Origin of the sequence: Streptomyces sp. NPDC050211, from assembly GCF_040656035.1 — a bacterium.
Lineage (GTDB): Bacteria > Actinomycetota > Actinomycetes > Streptomycetales > Streptomycetaceae > Streptomyces.
In genome coordinates this window covers 115,057-135,601 of the sequence record NZ_JBFALC010000013.1, presented here as the reverse complement: position 1 = coordinate 135,601, position 20,545 = coordinate 115,057, and the positions used below count along the sequence as shown (strand labels likewise).

The window sequence follows — 20,545 nt, the reverse complement described above, 5'->3', positions numbered from 1 at the left end:
TTTTGCCCGGCGCCCGTACCACATGCCTCGCGACAATTCTTGCAGTCCTAGCCCCTCCGCCCGTCGCCCTCGTCCTCCCGCGGCCGCGAGGACTCCGAGGACGCATCGAGTACGCGCGGCCCCGCTGACACCCCGCGTGGGCATGACGTCACAGGTCCGCCACATCCGCATCACATCGTCACAGTCAGCGCGATGATGCCCCCTCAGCAACCGTGTCCAGGGGGGACCATGCGTATCCGTCACACCGCCGTCGCCGTAGCCGGGCTCGCGTGCGTGCTCACCGCCTGCTCCAGCAACGACAGCGGCAACACCGACACCAAACCCAAGACCACCGCCAGCAAGGCCGCCGCGGAGCCTGCCGGCCTCACCGCCGAACAGGCCGCCGCCGAACTCGCCGACGCAACCGGTGTCACCGACCTCGGCGACCCGATAGACAACACGAAGTCGTGCTCACAGCGGGCCGCGGGCAAGGAACCGCACGCCAACGACTGCTCGCAGCTCATCACCACGGACACCGTCTCGATCTACGAGTACGAGACGCCGGCCATCGCCGCGCACTGGGTGCAGGCGATGAAGAAGACTGGTAGCGACTGGCGGCAGGCCGGTCGGTTCGCGCTGGCTTGGATGTCTCGGGATCAGAAGTACACGTCCGAGAAGCGGCGCGCTGAGCTGGTGACGGAGTTGGAGAAGCTGACCGCGAGTACGTCGTGACGTAGTTGCATCCCGGGACCGCATGATCCATCCTGGGGGCAAGTCCGGCGTGCCCGGACACCACAGACTCATAGATCGCGCCATCGAGCGCACCACAGGAGGCCCGCCACCGCGCGGGCCTTCGTCATGTCCAGGGGGTGACCGCCCATGGGCACCGCCAAGCCGGTCACCGACGAAGAACGCGAACGTGTCCGCGAGCTGCACGCTGAGGGCAAGGGCCGGAACGAGATCGCCGAGATTCTCGGTCGCGGCGGCCGCACGATCAGCACCATCGCCAAGGAACTCGGCCTCTCCTTCTCCCGGGCCGCCGAGGTACGCCAGGCCACCGAGATCCGCCAGGCCGACCTCGCTGCTCGCCGCGCCGCCTTCGCGGTCAAGCTCCACGACATCGCCGAGCGCGAGGCCGCGAAGATCAACCAGCCTCACAAGTACTGGGACTGGGGCGGCAAGGAGCACGACTTCGACACCTACACGGCGGACGAGCCCACCCCCGGCGACAAGCGCGCCTACATGTCCCTCGTCGCCACCGCCCTCGACCGCTCGCTGAAGCTCTCCCCACCCAAGGAGGAGGGCGGCGCCGACCAGGTCGGCTCGCTGCTCACGAACCTCTTCGACCAGCTCCGAGCCCGGCATGGAGACCACTGAGCTCAGGCTGTCCGACAAGCAGGAACGGAGCATCGCCCACTCCACAGCCTGGCTCAACGTGTGGGAGGGCAGCGTCCGGTCGGGCAAGACCATCGCCTCGCTGCTGCGCTGGCTGATGTATGTCGTGACAGCCCCATCCGGCGGCCAGCTGGTCGTCGTCGGCAAGACCTACGACACGGTGGCCCGCAACGTCTTCGGGCCGCTCCAGGACCCGAGCATCGTCGGCGCCGAGATCGCCAAGCTCGTCTCGTACACGCGCGGCTCCAGCGTGGCGTGGATCCTCGGCAAGCAGATCGAGGTCATCACCGCCAACGACGCGAAGGCCGAGGCGCGGCTCCGCGGCCTCACGGGCGCGGGCGCCTACGTGGACGAGTTGACGCTGCTCCCGAAGGAGTTCTTCAAGCGCCTGGTGGACCGTATGTCGGTGCCCGGCGCGCTGATCTTCGCCACGACCAACCCAGATAATCCGGGCCACTGGGCGAAGAAGGAGTGGCTGAACCGGGCCGACGAGCTGGGCATCCGTACCTGGCACTTCGTCATGGACGACAACCCGGCCCTGTCCGAGGACTACAAGGCCCGGATGCGGCGGAACTTCACGGGCCTGTGGTACCGGCGGTACATCCTCGGCCACTGGGTGCAGTCCGAGGGCGCCATCTACGAGATGTTCGACGCGAAGAAGCACGTCGTATCGACGCTCCCCAGGATCGACCGCTGGCTGTGCGACGCGATCGACTACGGCACGGTCAATCCTTATGCCGACGTCCTGCTCGGCTTGGGCGCGGACCGGAAGCTGTACGTGGTCAGCGAGTACCGGTACGACTCGCGACGCGAGCGTCGGCAGATGACGGATGCCGAGTACTCGCGGGCCCGGCGAGCGTGGCTGGCCCGAGTGCCGCAGCCGGGTACGAAGGTGGTCGGGGTCTCCCCGGAGTGGACGGTCGTCGACCCGTCAGCGGCCAGCTACATCGAGCAGCTGCACCGCGACAAGGTCCTCGGCGTCACCCAGGCCGACAACTCCGTCCTCGACGGCATCCGCACCGTCGGCAGCCTCTTCTCCACCGAGGACCTGTACATCCACGAGTCCGCCGAGGGCCTGATCGACGAGATCCCCGGCTACAGCTGGGATGACGCGGCGGCGGAACGCGGCGACGACAAGCCGATCAAGGAAAACGACCACTCGTGCGACGCCTTGCGGTACGGCATCCGCACGACAGAGGCCCTGTGGCGGCCGTACCTGCCGACCCGACTGGAGGTGGCCGCGTGATCGCCTGGTGGTCCTGGCTGCTCACCGCAGTCGGAGTGACCGGACTGTACTTCGCCGGCCGGAAACGCTCTCTCGGCTGGGCCATCGGCCTCGGCGCCCAAGCCCTGTGGATGGCTTACGCGCTATCCACCAGGCAATACGGCTTCCTGGTCTCGGCTGTCGCGTACGGCTGGGTCTACGCACGGAACTTCCGCGCCTGGCGCTCCGAGAGGGAGGTGCCCAATGCCGCTGCCCATGGGTGACATGCCGTGGCCCCCACCCCACCTCAAGCCCGCCCTCGACGCCATGCACGCCTGGGACACCTGGTGGAGCGGCGAACCTGACCGCCTCGAAGCCCTCTACGGCGGCACCTCCGGCACCGGGCCCGACCCCAAGCGGCTCCAGTACTCCAGCGGCATGCTCGGCCGCCTCGCCCGCTGGTGGTGGGGCACCCCGACCGCGCCGGGCGAGCGACGGACGAAGGTGCACGTCCCGATCGCGGGCGACCTGTGCAGCGGCTCGGCAGATCTCCTGTTCTCCGAGCCGCCGAAGTTCACCGTCGACGACGCGGCGACACAGGACCGGCTCGACGCCCTGTCCGATGACGGGATGCTCGCCACGCTCCAGACCGCCGCTGAGGTCGGCGCCGCGCTGGGCGGGGTCTACCTGCGGCCCGTGTACGACAAGGACATCGCCGACCGGCCATGGCTCGACGCTGTGCACGCCGACGGCGCATGGCCCGAGTTCCGCTGGAGCCGCCTCTCCGCGGTCACCTTCTGGAAGGTCGTCCGCAAGGAAGACGGCCAAGTCTGGCGACACCTGGAGCGGCACGAGCGCGGCGTCATCATTCACGGCCTGTACCAGGGGACGAAGGACAGTCTGGGCCGTCCGGTGCCGCTGGAGGACTCACAAGCCACGCAGGGCTTCGCCACCGTGGTCAACGACCAGGGTGCGATCGAGACCGGCTACGACGGCCTGGACGTCGCCCACATCCCCAACCAGTCCAGCAGGCGCTGGCGCAAGGATCCGACGCTCAAGGACCTGGGGCGTTCGGACCTGGACGGCATCGAAGGGCTGATGGACCAGCTCGACGAAACGTACAGCTCCTGGATGAGGGACATCCGCATCGGCAAGGGCCGCATCGTCGTCCCCAACGCCTACCTCCAGAGCATGGGGCCCGGCCAAGGCGCGACCTGGAACCCCGACCAGGAGGCCTTCGCAGGGCTCGACATGCTGGCCCGCGCCGACTCCAGCGGGCAGCTCACGGTGGCCCAGTTCGCCATCCGCGTCCAGGAGCACAAGGACACTGCCGAGGACCTGGTCAACCAGATCCTCCGCAGCGCCGGCTACAGCGGGCAGACCTTCGGCCTCGGCGGCGATATCGCGGTCACGGCCACGGAGGTCGTCTCCAAGGAGCGCCGCTCGATGACGACGCGCGGGAAGAAGATCCTTCGCTGGCGGCCGGCGCTCGCCCACGCGATTGAGGCACTCCTCGCCGTCGACCAGGCGGTGTTCGGCGGGGGCATCACGCCGCAGAAGCCCACGGTGGAGTTCGAGGACAGCGTGCAGGAGGACCCGCTCGCGCTCGCCAACACGGTGGACGTGCTGCGGCGGGCGCAGGCGGCATCGACGGACACCCTGGTGCGCATGGCTCATCCGGAGTGGGACGACACGATGGTGTCCGCGGAGGTGGAGCGCATCCGGCAGGAGCAGGGCATGGCGGTGCCGGACCCGATGCAGTCCGGCGCGCTGCCGTAGAAGGTGGTGGTCGGTCGTGCCCGTCTCCCCGGCCATGGCCGAAGACCTCGCTGCAACGGTCGCCGACCTGTACGAAGCCGCTGAGGTCACGCTGATCGAGCGCATCCGCCAGGCCCTGGCCGAAGGCCTCGACAGTCCGGCGTGGGTGGAGCTGAAGCTCGCCGCCGTCGGCCACCTCCAGGCCGCGATCGAGCAGATCATCGCCGCCCTCCAAACCGACGCCGCGGGCGCCGTCCACCAGGCCGTAGCGGAGGCGTACGAGCGCGGCACACAGGCGGCCGTGGCCGAACTCGGCGCGCTCGCCCCCACCGTGGCAGCGATCCCACCCGGCACGCAGGCCGTCGACCGGCTCGCCGCCGCCCTCGTTGACGACACCCGGCCAGTGCACCTGCGGATCCTGCGCACCACGGTGGACACCTACCGCGACGTCATCGCCCGGGCGGCCTCAGCGCCGGCACTTGGCGTGCAGACCCGGCGGCAGGCTGCGCAGACCGCGCTGGACCAGTTCGCCAGCCGCGGCATCACCGGCTTCGTAGATGCGCGCGGGCGCGCGTGGGACATGCGGTCGTACGTCGAGATGGCCACCCGCAGCGTGGTCGGCCGCGCAGCGATCGAGGCGCACACCGAGCGGCTCGGCGCCGCCGGCGTCGAGCTGGTGATCGTGTCGCAGGCGCCAGAGGAGTGCCCGCTGTGCCGCCCGTGGGAGCGGAAGATCCTCACCCGCACCGGTCCGCCGGGCGCTCGCGACGTGCAGGTGGAGCACGCCACCGAGGACCGTACGGTCACAGTTCGCGTGGCCGGATCGTTGCCGGAGGCGAGAGGTGCTGGCCTGCTGCACCCGAACTGCCGGCACGACGTGAGTGCCTACCTGCCCGGCGTGTCCCGTATCCCGAAGCCGCAAGCGTCGCGCGGCACGTACGAGGACACCCAGAAGCAGCGGTATCTCGAGCGGCAGGTGCGGAAGTGGAAGCGGCTGGAGACGGCGGCGATGAGCGATGGGAAGCGAACGGCCGCCCGCGCCCGGGTGCGCGCGTACCAGGGCCGCGTCCGCGAGCTGGTCGCCGAGACCGGGCTACCGCGCAAGAGCCACCGTGAGCAGCTCACGACTGCTCGGTGACTACTCCGAAGGCTCGATGATCAAGTCGAGTACCTCGACAACAGCCCTGTAGGTCTGTGCCTGCATGGCCAGGCCCACGCTGACGGTGTCAGGTTCCCCTACCTCAGATGCGGCCTTGAACTCAGTGGCCTTGTCGGCCGCTGCCCCACGAGCAGCGCAAATCCGGCGCAGTAGTTCGTCCGCTGTGATCTCACTCATGGGACGACGGTAGCTACAGGCTTCCGCCGGGGCTTGCTCTTTCAGACTTCCGCCCGCCGGGTGCGGGCTGGATCGCACAACAGCCCCGCCAGGCGCGGGGCTTTCCCCTACGCGCACCAGGAGTGCACGCATGCGTAAGCGAACCCTCCCCCGCCACGGCCTCAACGAATTCAGCCGCGCTGGCTGGGCACACCCCTACGCCACGGGCCCTTTCGACCCGTACCTGTACGCCGACGGCGGGGACGGAGGCGACTCCGGATCCGGCAGCAGCGGCGACGGTGACGGCGACGACGGCGGCTCGGACGACTCCGGAGACGACGACGGCGCCGGCGGGACCGGCGGCGACGACACCGGGAGCGACGACGGGGCAAAGGACGGCAAGCCGAAGCCCCAGCCCCCCGCCAAGAAGGACGACGAGGCCCCGGCCGCGACCATCGCCCGGCTCCAGAAGGAGCTGAAGCAGGCGAACGGGGACGCGGCCAAGGCCCGCACGAACGCCAAGAAGGCTGCTGCGGACGAGGCCCGCACGGAGATCGTGCAGGAACTCGGCAAGGCCCTAGGGCTGATCAAGGACGACAAGGACACCCCGCCCGACCCGGCGGCCCTGACGGCCAAGATCGAGCAGGCGACCGCCGCCCACCGCGAGACGGCGGTCGAACTGGCGGTGTACCGGGGCGCGGCCAAGCACGGCGCCGACCCGGACGCGCTCACCGACTCCCGCACGTTCCTCCGCTCGATCAAGGACCTCGACCCGTCCGACGAGGGATTCGCGAAGGCAGTACAGACCGCCATCAAGAAGGCGGTCGAGGACAACCCCAAGCTCAAGGCCGCAGGCCAGGCGCCCGCGCGCTCTTCCGGCGACTTCTCCGGCGGGACCGGAGACAGCGGCCAATCCGGTCCCAAGACCATCGACGAGATCCGCGCCGACCGCCGCAAGCGCCGCGCCGGATAGAAAGAGGTAAAGCTCCATGGCCAACACCCTGCTCACCCCCGACGTCATCGCCCAGCAGGCGCTGGCGAACCTGTACGAGACGACCGTCATGGCGAACCTCGTGCACCGCGACTACGAGCCGGAGTTCGCCCGCCGCGTCGGCGACAAGATCACCATCCGGCAGCCCGCCGTCTTCGAGGCCCAGGAGTACGACCGCAGCCAGGGCATCACCGTCCAGGACGCACAGGAAAACGGCATCGACCTCACACTCAACCACTTCGCCGACGTCTCCTTCGCGGTCACCGCGGAGGACCTGACGCTGAAGATCGAGGACTTTGACGAGCAGCTCCTCACCCCGGCCATGGAGGCGATCTCCCAGAAGATCGACCGCGACCTGCTGATCCTGCGCAACGACATCACGCAGGAAGTCGGAGTCGTCGCTGGGGACAACGAGTACACGTGGGACAACCCGCGCAGCCTCATCGAGGCCGGACGCGAACTCGACACGAACAGCGTCCCGATGACGGAGCGGCGCGCGGTCGTCGGCCCGACCATCTCGTCGAAGTGGCTCGCCGACCCGCTGTTCCACGAGGCCGACAAGCGCGGCAACACCGAGGGCCTCACCGAGGCGAACCTCGGCCGGCGCACGTTCGGGTTCGACCCGTACATGACGCAGAACATCCGCAAGCCCGCCCAGACCTCCGGGAACTCCACCACCGAGGTCGGTGTCGCCTTCCACCGCACCGCGTTCGCGCTCGCCTTCCGGCCGCTCCAGCTGCCGCGGGGCAACCAGAACGCGGCGATCGCGAACTACAAGGGCTTCGGCCTGCGGGTGATCTACGGCTACGACATGGACAAGAAGCAGGACGTCGTGTCGGTCGACTGCCTGTACGGCACGAAGACGCTGGACGCCAACCGGGCCTGCCTCATCAAGGGCGCCGACGTTCCGTAGACCGCGGCCGCCGCCGCGCCTACCGCTACGTGGCGCGGCGCCCGTGTCGTTCCCAGACCATCCCTTCCTGGCAGGAGAACCTCATGGCGTACCAGCGCCGCATCATCACCCAGACCCTCCGGCTCACCGGATCCCCGGTCGCTGCGGCCACGCACGTCGTCTGGCGTGCCCCCGTCGCGTGCAAGATCGTCAAGGTCCACGGTCTCCGCTCCGGCGGCGCCGCTGCCGCCGTCAACGCGAAGGTCGGCGCAGTGGATGTCCTCGCTGCCGACCTGGCGTGCGGCAACGGCACCTTCACCTCCGGCACCCCGACCGCCGTTGCCGGCGACATGGATGCCGGCGAGGTGCTGTCTTTGGAGGTCGCCAGCGGCGACGCCACGACGGTGATCATTCAGGCGGACATCGCGATCGACGCCGACGCCTACGACCTGGCCTGAGCGGAGGCGCAGTGATGTTCGTCTACCGCAACAACAACACGGGCGATGTCGTCCGCTACAAGTACCGGTCACCGCGGCTCGACATGCTCCCGAACTGGGAGCTGATCGAGGAGCCCACGGCTGCCGACGGTCCGGACGACCAGATCCCGCAGGAGCCGGCGCCCGCGCCTCCGTCGCCCGAGGAGCCCGGCGTGCAGGAGACCGCTCTGCAGGAGCCCAACGAGCCACCGGGTGGCGGTGAAGGAGACGGCAGCGGGCCGGGCGTCGTGGAACGCCCGGCCCGCTCCGCATCCAAGGCCGACTGGGCGGCGTACGCGCGCGCCCGCGCCCAGGACTCCGACGAGGAGGCCACGATCGGCGGCCTCACCAAGGAGCAGCTCATCGAGCAGTACGGAGGTAACAACTGATGTCGCTCGCGAGCAGTCTTGCGCTCTCGGCGTTCGCCGAGCAGACCAACGCACTCGACCTCGGTTCTGCCAAGGCGCCATTCCGGCTCCAGCGCTCCGTCACGCTCGGATCGGGCACGGGGGCGGGGAAGGCCGACCGGGTGTGGTCGGACCGGCGCACGATCGCCGCGTCGGGCGCGGATGACCTCGACCTGGCAGGCGTCCTCGTCGATGCATTCGGGTCGGCGATTACGTTCGCCCGTATCAAGGGCCTGTTCATCGCCGCAGCCGAGGAGAACACGAACAACGTCGTGATCGGCGCGGACGCGACGAGCCCGTGGGCCACCTTGCTCAACGCCACGGGCACGGTCGTCCTGCGCCCGGGCGCTGCGTGCGGGTTCATGGCGGGGGGCGCTGACGCGACGGCGTATGCGGTCACCGCGGGCACTGGGGACGTGCTCCAGGTCGCCAACTCCGGCGCTGGAACCCCGGTCGACTACGACATCCTCATCATCGGCGCGTCCGCATAAGGGGGTGCTGCCCGATGGGCCGAGTGTTCGCTACCCCAGCCGACTACGAGGCGTTCACCGGGCAGCCCGCCCCGGCGAACGCGACCCGACTCCTGGCCCGCGCGTCGCGGCTCGTGACCCGGGCGACCAAAGCGGCGATCTACGACACGGACTCGGCCGGATATCCGTCCGACCCTGACGTGCGGGACGCGTTCCGGGATGCGACGTGCGCGCAGGTCGCGGAGTGGGCACGCCGAGAGGCGGCGGCCGCGGACGGCGGGGATGTTGCGGCGGGCCCGTGGACATCGGTGTCCGCGGGCAGCATCAGCCTGTCGCGGCAGTCAGCGCCCACCGAGGTGGCCGAGGACACCGAGCTGGTGCCGGAGGCTGCGGAGATCCTCGAAGAGCTGGATCTGTGTCAGGTGGTGTGGCAGGCGTGAGGCTTCCCGGCTTCCTGCTCCAGCACACGGTGACCGTGGAGGCGTACCTCGGCTCGTCGAGCAAAGGGGACCTGTATGGGCCGCCCACGCCCGTGCAGTGCCTGCTGGATGAGCGGCTCCAGATGGTCACCAACCCTGGGGGCGAGAAGGTCACCTCGTCGTCCTCGTACCTCACTGACCGCGCCCACAACCCCCCGCCGAAGTCCAAGGTCACGCTCCCGGACGGGCGCAAGACAACGGTCATCACAGTCGCCCGGCCGGACGGCGGCAGCCTCCCGGTGCCGTCCAACACGCAGGTGTTCTTGCAGTAGGGAGGCGGCCGTGGCGCGGAACTTCCGGCTCACCTTCAACGGGGCCCCCGCGGCACGCCAGATGCGTGCGGGCGCCGCTCGCGGACTGCTGCTGGCGGCCGAGCACGTCCTCGGCGAGAGCAACAACGTCGTGCCGCTCGATGAGGCCGAGTTGCAGCGCTCCGGCACGGCGAGCGTCGACCCGCCGTCGCTGACTGCGGCGGTCTCCTACGACACCCCGTACGCCGTGCGCCAGCACGAAGAGCTGCGGTGGCGGCACGCCCCGGGTCGTACGGCCAAGTACTTGGAAAACTCGCTGAATGCGGCCCGCCCGGAGGTCGCCGCGCTCATCGCTGGTGAGATGAGGCGGGCGATGCGGTGAGCGGATACACCGGCAGCCTCCTCGACGGAATCGGCGGTCTCCTCATGGAGACCGCCGTCGGCATCTTCGATCCGAACGCGGTGATCCAGGACCCCGACACCGGCATCTTCCGGGGCGTAATGCCGGACACGCCGGAACGGGCCATTGGCCTGACCGCCTACCCCGTGCAGGACGACGACACCACGGACGCGATCACCGGCGTGCAGGCGCGCATGCGCGCGGGCCGGGACCCGGACGCGATCGACGACCTCGCAGACGCGGTCTGGGACGTGCTGCACAACCGGCGCAGCTACCGCCTGAACGGCATCTACATCGCTCTGTCGTACCGGCAGTCACAGGCGTGGATCGGCCAGGACGCCCACGGGCGCATGGAGCTGACCGCCAACTACTACTTCCGGACCACACGGCCCGGCATCCACCTGATCGACTAGGGAGGACCCCGATGTCTACCCCCACCGAGGTCACCGCGCTCGCACGCCGCTGGGCCGTGGACCTGAACATGGGCACCGAAGAAGTGCCCGACTGGCAGCGCATCCTCGGCATCACCAACCTCAGCCCCTCGGCCGAGCCCAACATCGAGGACTCCTCGGACTACGAGGGCGACGGCTGGATGGGCAACACCAAGACCGGACAGGCCTGGGAGCTGGGCCTGACCATCAACCGGAAGATCAACGACACGGCGAAGACGTACCACCCCACCCACGAGGCCCTCCGCCTCGCCGCCTACTCGGAAGGGTCGGCGTCGTACGTCCACGTCCGCCGCTACGACCGCAACGGCCTCCCCGAGGCCTACGAGGGCCGGGCGCTGGTGACGTGGGCCGAGTCCGGCGGCGAGTACACCGCCCTCGACCAGGTCGAGGCCACCCTCACCGGCGACGGTGCGCTCGAGCTCATCGACAACCCGCTGGCGCCCTGATGGCCGAGGCAACCTCGACCACGTTCGAGGCGCTCGACAACTTCCTCGACGACTACCTCGAACTCCCGGTCACCGGCCGGGATGGTGTCGAGCGCATGTACCGGATCGAGGACCCGTCCGCCGAGGACGGCATCAAGATTGAGCGCATCACGTCGCTCGCCGCCCGGCTCGCGGCCGGCGGGAAGGCTCCGGGCACTCCTGTCCTCGACGACAAGGAAGAGCTGGACCTGTACCGCATGTGCCTCGGTGCCGCGTACGAGCCGCTCAAAGCTGAGGTGTCGTGGGGCCGCTTCAAGCACGTCGCCCTGACGGCGATGTTCTGGGTGACCACCGACAAGGACACCGCGGCCGAGTTCTGGAAAACCGGCCAGATGGGAAAAGCCCGGAACAGGCAGGACCGTCGCCAGGAGCAGCGCGACTCCTCGGCGTCGGCTGCGGCCAATACGACCCCGTCACCGGCCTCCACGAGTGGTACGAGGGCGGCATCCAAGCCCCGAAGAAGGGGCAGTCGGGGGCGCCGGTCAACCTGACCTGGGAGCAGCTGCTTCAGCAGTGGGCGCTGGTCGAAGCCGACCTGCACCAGAAGTACGGCATCGACGTCGAGTCCGGGATCCTCCGCGACCGATCTTGGCGCTGGCTGAAGATCCGCATCCTCGGCCTCCTGTCCACGGAATCCCGCCTGCACGCACACTTCGCGCCACCTCCTGAAGAACCCGCACGACCTCACAGGAGGTGACGCGTCGTGGCCCTGACCGTGGGCGAGCTCAACGCCGTTCTGTCCATCGACGACCGGGCCGTGGACCCCGCCCTGCGCCGCGCCGAAAACGCCCTTCGCGACTCAGGCGAGCGCATGGGCGACGACGCCGAACAGGCCGGGGAGGAAGCCGGGGAGCGTCTCGCTGAAGGGCTGCGCCGCAACGCCGCCGGGCGCCTGATCAACGCCCGCGGCCAGTTTGTCGCGATCGGCCGCCGCATCGGAGACGCTGTCGGTGACGGCGCCCGGGAGGCCGGCGAAGAGGCAGGTGAAGAGCTCGCAGACGGTCTCGAAGACGGCGCCGCCGAGGGCGCCGACGGTGCCGTCACCGAGGCGACCAACAGGCTGGAGCAGCTCAAGACGGCTGGTATCGCAGTCGGTTTGGCGGCAGGCGCGGCGATCGCCACTGCGCTGGTGAACGGGATGGGCGACTACCTGGACCAGTCCAGGATCGTCGGCCGTCTCGGCGCACAGCTGGGCGAGACCCCGGCGGAGGCACAGAGGTACGGAAAGATCGCGGGCCAGCTGTACGCGGACGCGGTCACGGAGGACTTCCAGGGCGCCGCAGACGCGATCAAGGCAGCGATGAACGCTGGCCTGTTGCCGTCTGCGGCGACGAATGCACAGGTCAAGTCGATGTCGACCCGCCTATCCGATCTGGCACAGGTCCTTGAGATGGACGTCGTCGAGGCAGCCAATGCAGCGGGCATCATGGTTCGCAACGGCCTTGCGAAGAATGGCGCTGAGGCCATCGACATGCTGATTCAGGCGTCGAACCAGGGCGCCAACCGCTTCGGCGACCTCGGCGAGACGATCACTCAGTCCGCCAACAACCTGAGCCACTTCGGACTGACCGGCAAGCAAGCCCTCGGCGTCATGATCCAGGGCCTGGAGAACGGCGCCCCGAGCGCCGAGGTGTTCGCCGGCGCACTGGAGGAGATGGCCGCCAACGCTGGTGATGGCGCAGAGCTGTTCGAGGAGCTCGGCTTCAACGGCAAGAAGATGGCCCGCGACCTTGCTGGGGGCGGTCCGGCCGCGAGCAAGGCTCTCGACCAGCTGATGGACAAGCTGCGGACGATGAAGGATCCCACTGAGCGGTCCGCGGCGATGGTCGAGCTGTTCGGTGAGGAAGCCGTCGCGATGCAGGAGGCCCTCCTGGCGGTGGACCCGTCCGAGGCGACGAATCTTCTGGGGGACTTCGCTGGCGCCGCCGACAAGGCTGGCGAAACCCTCCGCGACAACGCGGGCACCCGGGTCGAGCAATTCAAGCGGGGTATCCAGCAGGGCCTGGTGAACTTCCTCGGCATCGAGGTAATCCCCGCCCTGGACGCCGTGAAGAACAAGCTCGGCACCCTGTGGGACGACGCTGGGAAGGGCGGCGCCGAGGGTGTCGACCGTGTGGTCGCGTTCGTCGATCTGCTGGGCCAGCGGCTCGCGGTGAAGCTCATCGGGTTGGCGCCGAAGGCGATCTATGCGATCTCCCAGTTCGGCCAGCAGGTTGCGGACTGGATCGTCGCCAATCCCGAGCAGGCGTTGAAGATCAGCTTGATCGCCGGGGCGATCGCCGTGGCGTTCGCCATGCTGCCTGTCCTGGTTGCCGGGGCGATCATCAGCGCGGGAACGCTGATGGTGGCCGGGTTCGTCAACCGGCTCGTCACCGCCACCCGGGAGAAGCTGCCGCTGTGGTGGGCCGCGTTCGTCGGCTGGGTCAACGAGAAGGCGGCACAGGCGGGGACCGTGTTCAGCGTCCTCGGTGCGGCGATCTCCATGTGGTTCAGCGGTCTGTGGAATCGCTACATCGCCGGGCCGGTCGAGCGGCAGTACGCCTCCTTCCTGGGCTCGGTGCGGGCGCTGCCGAACCGTGCCGTGGCCGCCCTGGGGCGGCTGGGCACCAACCTGTCTGCGGCGGCTTCCCTGCACTGGCAGCGGTTCAAGGACGGCGCCGCGCAGAAGGGGAACGAGTTCATCGCCTGGGTCCGCGGCCTGCCAGGGCGGATCGCCAGCAATCTCGGCGGCCTCGGCTCGCTGCTCACCCCGCATGGCCGCCAGGTCGTCGAGGGACTGTGGGCTGGTATCCAGTCCATGGGCGGCTGGATCACCTCGAAGCTCACCTCGTGGGCGAAGTCCGCGATCCCTGGGCCGATCGCGAAGGCCCTGGGTATCGCCAGCCCGTCGAAAGTGACGAAGGCGCAAGGCAAGTGGATCGCCCGGGGTCTCGTCGAAGGCCTTACCGGCTCCCGTGCGCAGGTCCGCGCCGCCTCGCTCAAGCTGGTCGCGATCGTCCGTGACTCGCTCAGCGGCAAGAAGCCGTCGAACGCCCTCAAGCGCATCAACGAGGACGCGGGCAGCCTCGACTTCCTCGCCGGTTGGGACGCCAAGATCGCCAAACGGCTGGAGGGCGCACGGAAGAAGCTGGACGACCTGCGTACGTCACGCGACCAGCTGGCCGCCAGCGTGAGGGACAGCATCGTCGGCTCGGCGAACATCACCCAGGGCGTCGGCCCGATGAACGCGGAGGGGATTCTGGCCCGCCTCCAGCGGGACCGGAAAGCGGCTGAGTTGTTTGCGAAGAACCTCGCGAAGTTGCGCAAGCAGGGCGTGCGCGCGGACCTGATCAAGCAGATCGCCGAGGCCGGAGTCGATGGTGGCGCGGCCACTGCGGCCGCGCTGGCGTCGGCGACACCGGAGCAGGTCAAGCAGATCAACGCCCAGCAGAAGTCGCTCGTGCAGGCCGCGGGCAGGGCTGGGGCTGTCGCCGGCGATGCGATGTACGGGGCGGGTATCCGAGCAGCGCAGGGTCTGGTGAGAGGGCTGACCGACCACCAGAAGTACATCGAGAAGACGATGCTGCGGATCGCGAAGGGCATGTCGGCGGCGATCCGTAAGGCACTCGGGATCAAGAGTCCGAGTCGGGTGATGGCGCGGATCGGCGCGTTCATCCCGAAGGGCTTGGTCCGGGGTATCGATTCCGGCCGGCGGGCGGTGGACCGGTCGATGTCGTCGCTGGTGTCGACGCCGACGCCGCGCCAGCTGGAGCTGTCTGCAGCACGCGGCGGGGCGGGTGGCCCATCGCGATTGAGCACGACGAACAACACGTACAACCTGACGATGCGGGAGATGACGCTCCAGCAGTTCGACGCGCTCCAGCGCCGCCAGGACGCGCTCGCGAGGGTGGGGAGGCTACGGTAAATGCCCCTGATCACCGCCGCGGTCACCACCCCGCCCGAGCCCGATCCGCCCGCCGGTGGAGGCGGTGGGATTCACCTGCCAGACCTCGGGCGGGCGACGGTCACCTACTACGACCCCGCCGGCGGGGTGTGGCCGCTGACGAAGCGGTCGCTGGGCTGGTACACCCTCGCCGACGGTGTTAGCGGGTTGGGTGCGGTGCCGTACGAGCTCACCAGCGACGCGCACCCGCGCGGGGGCGCCCGGCTCCGGCATGTACAGGCGCAGCCGCGCACCATCGTGTGGCCGCTGTGGGTGGGCGGGGACACACATCTGGAGTTCGTGCAGCGGTGGCGGCAGCTGGCCACCGCGTTCACGCGGACCCTCCGGGACGGGCCGGGGATCCTGGAGATCTCTCGCCCGGACGGCTCCCACCGCCAGATCGAGGTCATCTACCAGGAAGGCTGGGAGGGACGCGGCGCCCACGGATTCGGGCGGATCTTCGACAGCGCCGTGCTGTCGCTGTGGTGCGAGGACCCGTACTGGGTGGACCCGGTCTCGGTGCTGGTGCACCGCGAGCAGGGCGCTGGCGAGGACTTCCTCCAGCCGTACCCGTCGGTGTCCTCGTCGCAAGTGCTCGGCGCGACGACCGTGACCAACCCCGGCGACACCATCGTGTGGCCGGAGTGGACGATCACCGGCCCCGCATCGCTGGTGACCTTCACCCACACCGGCACCGGGGTGTCCTTCGTCCTGAACCCCAACGCCCCGTCAATCGGCCACGGCAACCTCCTGGCCGGTCAGAAGGTGACCGTGCGGACCGACCCGCCGCAGGTCCGCTACCAGAACGGCAACAACTGGATCGGCGCCCTCAACTGGCCCTCCGCGGTCCTGTGGGGGCTCGACCCCGGCGACAACAACGTCACCTTCCAGCTCGATGGCAGCGGGCCCGGCTCGGCCGTGGACCTCTCCTTCAACCCGAGGTACGAGACGGCCTGACGAGGGGGTGGACCTTGGCGATCCAGCTCCTGGTCACCAACGAGAACCTCATCGTGCAGGGTGACCCACTCGTCGACTGGCTCTCCCTGGACGTCACTCTGAAGTTCAACGAGCCCGGCAGCGGGAGCGTGGACTTGGTCGCGCACCCCTACGTGATGGCTCAGCTCCAGCCCGGCAACCGGCTCGTCGTCGTTCGCGATGGCACCGTGTGGATGGCCGGGCCGATGGAGATCCCGCAGGACTTCTCCTGGGGCATCGGCGGCGAGGGCGAGGCACCGCCGGGCAAGGTCACCGTGAACTTCTCCGACGACCTCGCCATGGTGGCCGGATACCTGACCTGGCCGGCCCCAGGATCTGCGTGGTCGGCGCAGCCGGACACCGCCTACCAGCTCACGTCCACCAACGCCGAGACGATCCTCCGCACCCTGGTGAACCTCAACTGCGGGCCGGGCGCCATCACGGCACGCCGCATCCCGAACTTCGCCCTCGGCCCGGTGGCCGGAGTGGGCACCACGGTGAGCGTCCAGACCCGCCTGGAGCGACTGCTCGACGTGTGCCGCCGCGTAGCCATCGACGGCGGCCGGCTCGGATTCCGCACCCGCCAGACGAACAGCCAGATCCAGTTCGAGGTGTACGCGCCGCAGGACCTGACCGCGACCGCCCGCTTCTCGGAGGGGCTCGGGAACCTCCGCGCCGTCACCTATAAGCGGACCGCGCCGACCGTGACGCACGCCCTCGTCACCGCCAGCGAGCAGGCCTTCCCCCGTACCTACCTGGAAGTTGCCGACACCGCCGCGGCGGCCGCGTGGTGGCGCGTTGAGCAGCTCGTCGACTCCAGCGCCGACGACAACACCAACGGTGAGCTCACCCAGGAAGGAAGCCAGGCGCTCGCGGAAGGCGCGGCCCCGGTGGAGCTCGGAACCCTCACGGTCGACACCGAGGACCTGCGCGCGGGCCGTGACTACGGCCTCGGCGACAAGGTCACCGTCGCTTTGCCGACGGGCCTGGAAGTCGCCGACATCGTGCGGTCCATCCAGCTGCACGCTGAGGCAGGCAGCGGCGAGCAGGTCACGAGCCTGGTGGGCTCCCCCGACGCAACAACGGACCCGGCCATGGTGCGGCTGGTACGCGAACTCGGCCGGCGCCTCGGCCGACTGGAAGCGAGGTAGAAGCTGGTGGCTCAGAACAGTTGGCCGTCGCCGGAGCACAACAACAGGAATGTCACGGACGCCGAGTACGAGGTCATCGCCTCGCGTGCGACGTACAACGGTATCTACGGCGACCCCACGCATGACCCGGTGGTGTCGGCCGGGGTCGGTCTGAACGTGACCGTGCGGGCCAATGTGTACGGCAACCTGCGCGGGTTCGCCTGGTACTCGGGCACTACCAACGTCACTCTGCCCGTGGCCGCCAATAACTCCGGGCAGACCCGCATCGACTTGGTCGTACTGCGCTTGGACCGCGCTGACTGGACCGTCCGCGCCGTCGTCAAGCAAGGCACCCCCGGAGCCGGTACTCCGGCCCTGGCTCAGGACGGCGCCAACACGGGCCTCTACGAGATCCGGCTCGCGGTCGTCACCGTCCTGAACGGTGCCGCATCGGTGACCGTGACCCGCAACGAGTTGTACGTGGGCTCCCGAGTCCGGCCGCTCACCTCGTCGACACCGAACCCGGTTCCTCTGCTCGGCGAACTCGGGTGGGAAACAGACACCAAGCGGCTGCGGGTGTGGGACGGCGCGGCGAGGCGCACCGTGTACGCCGACAGCGGCGTCATCGTCATCAACGCGTCGCTACCTGCCTGGTCCTGGACAGCCGACTCCGTCCTGGAAGTCCGCTCCGGCGTCGTCTGCCTGAGGCTCGGCGGTTTCCAGAGGAAGGACGGCACGCTGGCGGCCGACATCCCAAGCCGCCTACCGGCGATCATCCCGGCTGCGTACCGGCATCCCAATCGTGATCAGTACGGCATCGCGTACGTCAGCGGCGTCAGCATCGGCCGGTTCATCGTCTACTCCGCCGCCGACGACGAAAGGGCCGGGCAGGTCTTCTTGACGAACAAGCCGATCATCAGCCAGGGGGAGTCCGTCTTCCCCCAGAGCGGAATCAGTTGGGTGGTGGACTGATGGCCCGCTTCGACTTCGGTGCGTCGATGGCCGACTTCGTGGTCGCCCCAGCCGACGGGCTCTGGACGGTCGCTGCAAACGCCACCGTCACCTTCTGGAACGACTCGGACGCGGGCGCTCAGTACACGGACCTGCTCAGCAGCAGCGGCGCCGCCATCACGTCCCTGACCGCGGACCAGTTCGGCTTCCTCCCGAGCTTCAAGGGGCCAGACTCGGTGACGGGCATGTGGGCTGACGCCGGCGGAACCTCCCGTACCTGGATCGAAGCCCGCGGCGTCGGCAGCGGAGGAGGCGGCGCTTACACGTCGATTACGCGCATCGTCGCCTCGGCGACCGCCCCGGCCGACGTACGGGCCGCAGCGCAGTATGTGTGCGACGGCGTCGCCGACCAGGTGCAGATCCAGCAGGCCCTCAACGACGCCCGCGACGCAGGCGGCGGCGTCGTCCAGCTGACCGTCGGCGACTTCAATCTGACCGGGCAGCTGAGCGTCGAAGGCACCGACGACGTCGACGTGGAGATCGGCATCGAGCTGCGCGGCCACGGCGCCCGCGCCACCATGCTCAACACCATCTCCAGCATGGCCTCGGCGATCAACCTGACCAAGGTCGTCCGCGTTCACCTGCGAGACTTCGGGATCACCATCGGCGGCGCCACCCATGGCATCACCTCGTCGACCACCAACGGCGCGAGTTCAGGGCACCGTTCGTTCTGGAACAGCAGTTTCAAGAATCTTCAGATCAACGGGCCGTACGACGGTGGGCACAGCGGCTGGGCCATCAACATGGGCAGCCCGTTCCGGTCGGTGTTCGAAAACATCGAGATCGGGGGCGTCGGCAACGGGCTCAGGTTCTACAGCGAGCACGCCGACTTCAACCCCGGCGACTGCACGGTGGAGCGGGTGTTCGTCGACTCGGTCGGCGACAACCGGACCCTCTACAAGATCGAATCCACCACCGCGTCGGGCGTCATGAACCAAGTGCAGTTCGAGATGTGCGAGGGGATCGCCGACGGCACCGGCTGCACCGGCATCCACATCGCGGGCGTCGGGGGTTGGGGAACCTCTCACACCCACTGGCGCGGCATCAATCTCGAGCAGGTCGACAAGCTGGTGCACGTCGAGTACGGCAGCAGCAACACCTTCCGCCTCAACCACGTGAACCTGCGCAGCGGCGCCGCCGGCCTGACCGCGTTCACCTTCGGCGCGAACTCCTTCAACAACACCGTCGAGCACGGAGGACTGCTGTACGCAGCCGACAGTTTCCGGCTGTTCAGCGACGGCAACACCATCGAGCCGAGCGCCCCCAACCGTGTCATGGACACCCGCGTCTACGGCGAGACCAGCGCGGTACGGGTCACGAGCAGCGTCAACCCCGCGGGGACCACCGTCCGCAGCGGCATCATCGGGAACACGGCCGCCAAGACCCCGTACGGGCCGGGCATCTACGTGCCGCCCGGCTGGGGCCGGTTCTGGGCAGCCAAGCGGGATGCGGCTGCGGCTGGGACGGCGCTCGCGCGGATCGTGGCCGTGGGCGGCTCGGCGACGCAGGGCTTCTACGCGTCCAACCCCCGCACAAGATCGTGGCCCGGCGTCGTCGCGTCCACGCTGCAGGGCCTGTACGGGGACGGAGGCAGCGGCCTCCAGCAGACCTCCCTGTCCTCAACGATCCTGGCGGGCGGCGACCCGGCAGCGCTCGCGGCCTGGACCACAGCGGGCGCCGTCGTCACCCAGACCGGCACCTGGACGCAGGGCGGCAGCTCGTACGGGCCCGGCACCAACTACATCTACAGCGACGTCACCGGCGCGACTCTGACCTTCAAGGCCCGCGGCACGACCGTGAAGATCTACACGGTGGTCGGCGGCTCGACCCGGCCGAGCATGCTGTACTCCATCGACGGCGCGGCGGACGTATCCGTGGCCCAGCCTTCCGGTACGGCGGCGATCCAGGTCACCACCATCACCGGGCTGTCAAACATCGAGCACACCGTCGTCGTGAAGGTGGGCACCGCCTCAGCGGGGCAGTTCCTCAGCGTGTGCGGTGTCTCCGGGGAGCGGGCCTCCGGTGTCATCGTTCACAACCTCGCCCTCGCCGGAGCGTCCAGCAGCCGCTACGCCAACCCGGCCACGACCGCGCTCAACGCCACGTGGAACGGCGGCCCTGACTTCCCCTGCGACCTCGCAGTGTTCACGGCCGGTCCGAACGACGCGGCGGCGAACGTCACCGGGGACACATGGGCAGCCAACGTCGCCAAGTGGATCAAGGCGGTACGGGACACCGGGTCTCAACTCGGGGACACCGACATCATCATCGCGACGCCGCACCTCGGCACGCACGACATCACCAACTTCAAGTACCAGGACTACGCGGAGAGGGCCCGCGCCCTGGCGGACGTGTACAACTGCGCGGTCGTCAACTGGTGGGCCATGGGCCGGAACTCCTGGCAGTACTGGAACAGCCTCGGCTACTGGGGCACCAACGCCGGCACCGGCGCCGCCGGCACCGACAGCGTGCACATGAGCGACGCGGGCTTCCAGTTCATGGCCGACACCCTGCTGCCGCTCCTGACCAGCTGACCGCCCCAACCCGTACGCC

General features: G+C 69.0%; 23 protein-coding genes. 22 read left to right on the top strand and 1 reads right to left on the bottom strand.

Going from position 1 to position 20,545, the window contains the following annotated elements; all coding sequences use genetic code 11:
• The first annotated feature begins 228 nt into the window (after positions 1 to 228).
• The 6 genes from AB0I98_RS16810 (at position 229) to AB0I98_RS16785 (ending at position 5,474) form a co-directional block, all read left to right on the top strand.
• Positions 229 to 711 carry a hypothetical protein gene (locus AB0I98_RS16810; RefSeq protein WP_362941637.1) on the top strand — a complete coding sequence of 161 codons (483 nt, stop codon included), beginning with the start codon at positions 229 to 231 and terminating at the stop codon, positions 709 to 711.
• Between the two features lie 147 nt (positions 712 to 858).
• Positions 859 to 1,356, top strand: a complete 498-nt coding sequence (locus AB0I98_RS16805) for a helix-turn-helix domain-containing protein (protein ID WP_362941634.1) — start codon at positions 859 to 861, stop codon at positions 1,354 to 1,356.
• The gene (locus AB0I98_RS16800; protein ID WP_362941631.1) at positions 1,343 to 2,620 is read left to right on the top strand and encodes a PBSX family phage terminase large subunit; all 1,278 of its coding nucleotides are present in this window, start codon (positions 1,343 to 1,345) and stop codon (positions 2,618 to 2,620) included. The genes AB0I98_RS16805 and AB0I98_RS16800 overlap by 14 nt, the downstream gene beginning before the upstream one ends.
• The gene (locus AB0I98_RS16795; RefSeq protein ID WP_362941629.1) at positions 2,617 to 2,862 is read left to right on the top strand and encodes a hypothetical protein; all 246 of its coding nucleotides are present in this window, start codon (positions 2,617 to 2,619) and stop codon (positions 2,860 to 2,862) included. The genes AB0I98_RS16800 and AB0I98_RS16795 overlap by 4 nt, the downstream gene beginning before the upstream one ends.
• Positions 2,843 to 4,357 (top strand): phage portal protein, encoded by a 1,515-nt coding sequence (locus tag AB0I98_RS16790; protein WP_362941626.1) that lies wholly within the window; start codon positions 2,843 to 2,845, stop codon positions 4,355 to 4,357. The genes AB0I98_RS16795 and AB0I98_RS16790 overlap by 20 nt, the downstream gene beginning before the upstream one ends.
• A 16-nt stretch (positions 4,358 to 4,373) precedes the next feature.
• Positions 4,374 to 5,474, top strand: coding sequence for a phage minor capsid protein (locus tag AB0I98_RS16785; RefSeq protein WP_362941623.1), 1,101 nt, complete (start codon positions 4,374 to 4,376; stop codon positions 5,472 to 5,474).
• Here AB0I98_RS16785 and AB0I98_RS16780 read toward each other — a convergent pair whose 3' ends face one another.
• Complete coding sequence (locus AB0I98_RS16780) at positions 5,475 to 5,672, bottom strand: hypothetical protein (RefSeq protein ID WP_362941620.1); 198 nt, start codon at positions 5,670 to 5,672, stop codon at positions 5,475 to 5,477.
• Between the two features lie 130 nt (positions 5,673 to 5,802).
• On the opposite strand from AB0I98_RS16780, the gene AB0I98_RS16775 reads away from it, so the two are divergent.
• The 16 genes from AB0I98_RS16775 to AB0I98_RS16700 all read left to right on the top strand — a co-directional run bounded on the left by AB0I98_RS16775 (position 5,803) and on the right by AB0I98_RS16700 (position 20,526).
• Positions 5,803 to 6,624, top strand: a complete 822-nt coding sequence (locus tag AB0I98_RS16775; RefSeq protein ID WP_362941617.1) for a hypothetical protein — start codon at positions 5,803 to 5,805, stop codon at positions 6,622 to 6,624.
• A 16-nt stretch (positions 6,625 to 6,640) separates the two neighbouring features.
• Positions 6,641 to 7,555 carry a P22 phage major capsid protein family protein gene (locus tag AB0I98_RS16770; RefSeq protein ID WP_362941614.1) on the top strand — a complete coding sequence of 305 codons (915 nt, stop codon included), beginning with the start codon at positions 6,641 to 6,643 and terminating at the stop codon, positions 7,553 to 7,555.
• Positions 7,556 to 7,638: 83 nt separating this feature from the next.
• Positions 7,639 to 7,992 carry a hypothetical protein gene (locus AB0I98_RS16765; protein ID WP_362941611.1) on the top strand — a complete coding sequence of 118 codons (354 nt, stop codon included), beginning with the start codon at positions 7,639 to 7,641 and terminating at the stop codon, positions 7,990 to 7,992.
• Positions 7,993 to 8,006: 14 nt separating this feature from the next.
• On the top strand, positions 8,007 to 8,399 hold the full coding sequence (locus tag AB0I98_RS16760) for a hypothetical protein (RefSeq protein WP_362941608.1): 393 nt from the start codon (positions 8,007 to 8,009) through the stop codon (positions 8,397 to 8,399).
• On the top strand, positions 8,399 to 8,908 hold the full coding sequence (locus AB0I98_RS16755; protein ID WP_362941606.1) for a hypothetical protein: 510 nt from the start codon (positions 8,399 to 8,401) through the stop codon (positions 8,906 to 8,908). The genes AB0I98_RS16760 and AB0I98_RS16755 overlap by 1 nt, the downstream gene beginning before the upstream one ends.
• A 23-nt stretch (positions 8,909 to 8,931) precedes the next feature.
• Positions 8,932 to 9,327, top strand: a complete 396-nt coding sequence (locus AB0I98_RS16750) for a hypothetical protein (RefSeq protein ID WP_362941603.1) — start codon at positions 8,932 to 8,934, stop codon at positions 9,325 to 9,327.
• Positions 9,324 to 9,638, top strand: a complete 315-nt coding sequence (locus tag AB0I98_RS16745) for a hypothetical protein (protein ID WP_362941600.1) — start codon at positions 9,324 to 9,326, stop codon at positions 9,636 to 9,638. Before AB0I98_RS16750 ends, AB0I98_RS16745 begins: the two co-directional genes overlap by 4 nt.
• Positions 9,639 to 9,648: 10 nt before the next feature.
• Entirely contained in the window at positions 9,649 to 9,999 is a 351-nt protein-coding gene (locus AB0I98_RS16740; RefSeq protein WP_362941597.1) for a hypothetical protein, read from the top strand.
• Positions 9,996 to 10,430 carry a minor capsid protein gene (locus AB0I98_RS16735; RefSeq protein WP_362941594.1) on the top strand — a complete coding sequence of 145 codons (435 nt, stop codon included), beginning with the start codon at positions 9,996 to 9,998 and terminating at the stop codon, positions 10,428 to 10,430. Before AB0I98_RS16740 ends, AB0I98_RS16735 begins: the two co-directional genes overlap by 4 nt.
• A gap of 11 nt (positions 10,431 to 10,441) precedes the next feature.
• The gene (locus tag AB0I98_RS16730) at positions 10,442 to 10,915 is read left to right on the top strand and encodes a hypothetical protein (protein ID WP_362941591.1); all 474 of its coding nucleotides are present in this window, start codon (positions 10,442 to 10,444) and stop codon (positions 10,913 to 10,915) included.
• The gene (locus AB0I98_RS16725; RefSeq protein WP_362941588.1) at positions 10,915 to 11,445 is read left to right on the top strand and encodes a hypothetical protein; all 531 of its coding nucleotides are present in this window, start codon (positions 10,915 to 10,917) and stop codon (positions 11,443 to 11,445) included. The genes AB0I98_RS16730 and AB0I98_RS16725 overlap by 1 nt, the downstream gene beginning before the upstream one ends.
• A 212-nt stretch (positions 11,446 to 11,657) precedes the next feature.
• Positions 11,658 to 14,858: a phage tail tape measure protein gene (locus AB0I98_RS16720; RefSeq protein WP_362941585.1), complete on the top strand. Its 3,201-nt coding sequence runs from the start codon at positions 11,658 to 11,660 to the stop codon at positions 14,856 to 14,858.
• Complete coding sequence (locus AB0I98_RS16715; RefSeq protein WP_362941582.1) at positions 14,859 to 15,833, top strand: phage tail protein; 975 nt, start codon at positions 14,859 to 14,861, stop codon at positions 15,831 to 15,833.
• Positions 15,834 to 15,847: 14 nt separating this feature from the next.
• The gene (locus AB0I98_RS16710) at positions 15,848 to 17,002 is read left to right on the top strand and encodes a siphovirus ReqiPepy6 Gp37-like family protein (RefSeq protein WP_362941579.1); all 1,155 of its coding nucleotides are present in this window, start codon (positions 15,848 to 15,850) and stop codon (positions 17,000 to 17,002) included.
• A gap of 6 nt (positions 17,003 to 17,008) precedes the next feature.
• Positions 17,009 to 17,953, top strand: coding sequence for a hypothetical protein (locus AB0I98_RS16705; protein ID WP_362941576.1), 945 nt, complete (start codon positions 17,009 to 17,011; stop codon positions 17,951 to 17,953).
• On the top strand, positions 17,953 to 20,526 hold the full coding sequence (locus AB0I98_RS16700) for an SGNH/GDSL hydrolase family protein (protein WP_362941573.1): 2,574 nt from the start codon (positions 17,953 to 17,955) through the stop codon (positions 20,524 to 20,526). The genes AB0I98_RS16705 and AB0I98_RS16700 overlap by 1 nt, the downstream gene beginning before the upstream one ends.
• The last annotated feature ends 19 nt before the right edge of the window (positions 20,527 to 20,545 follow it).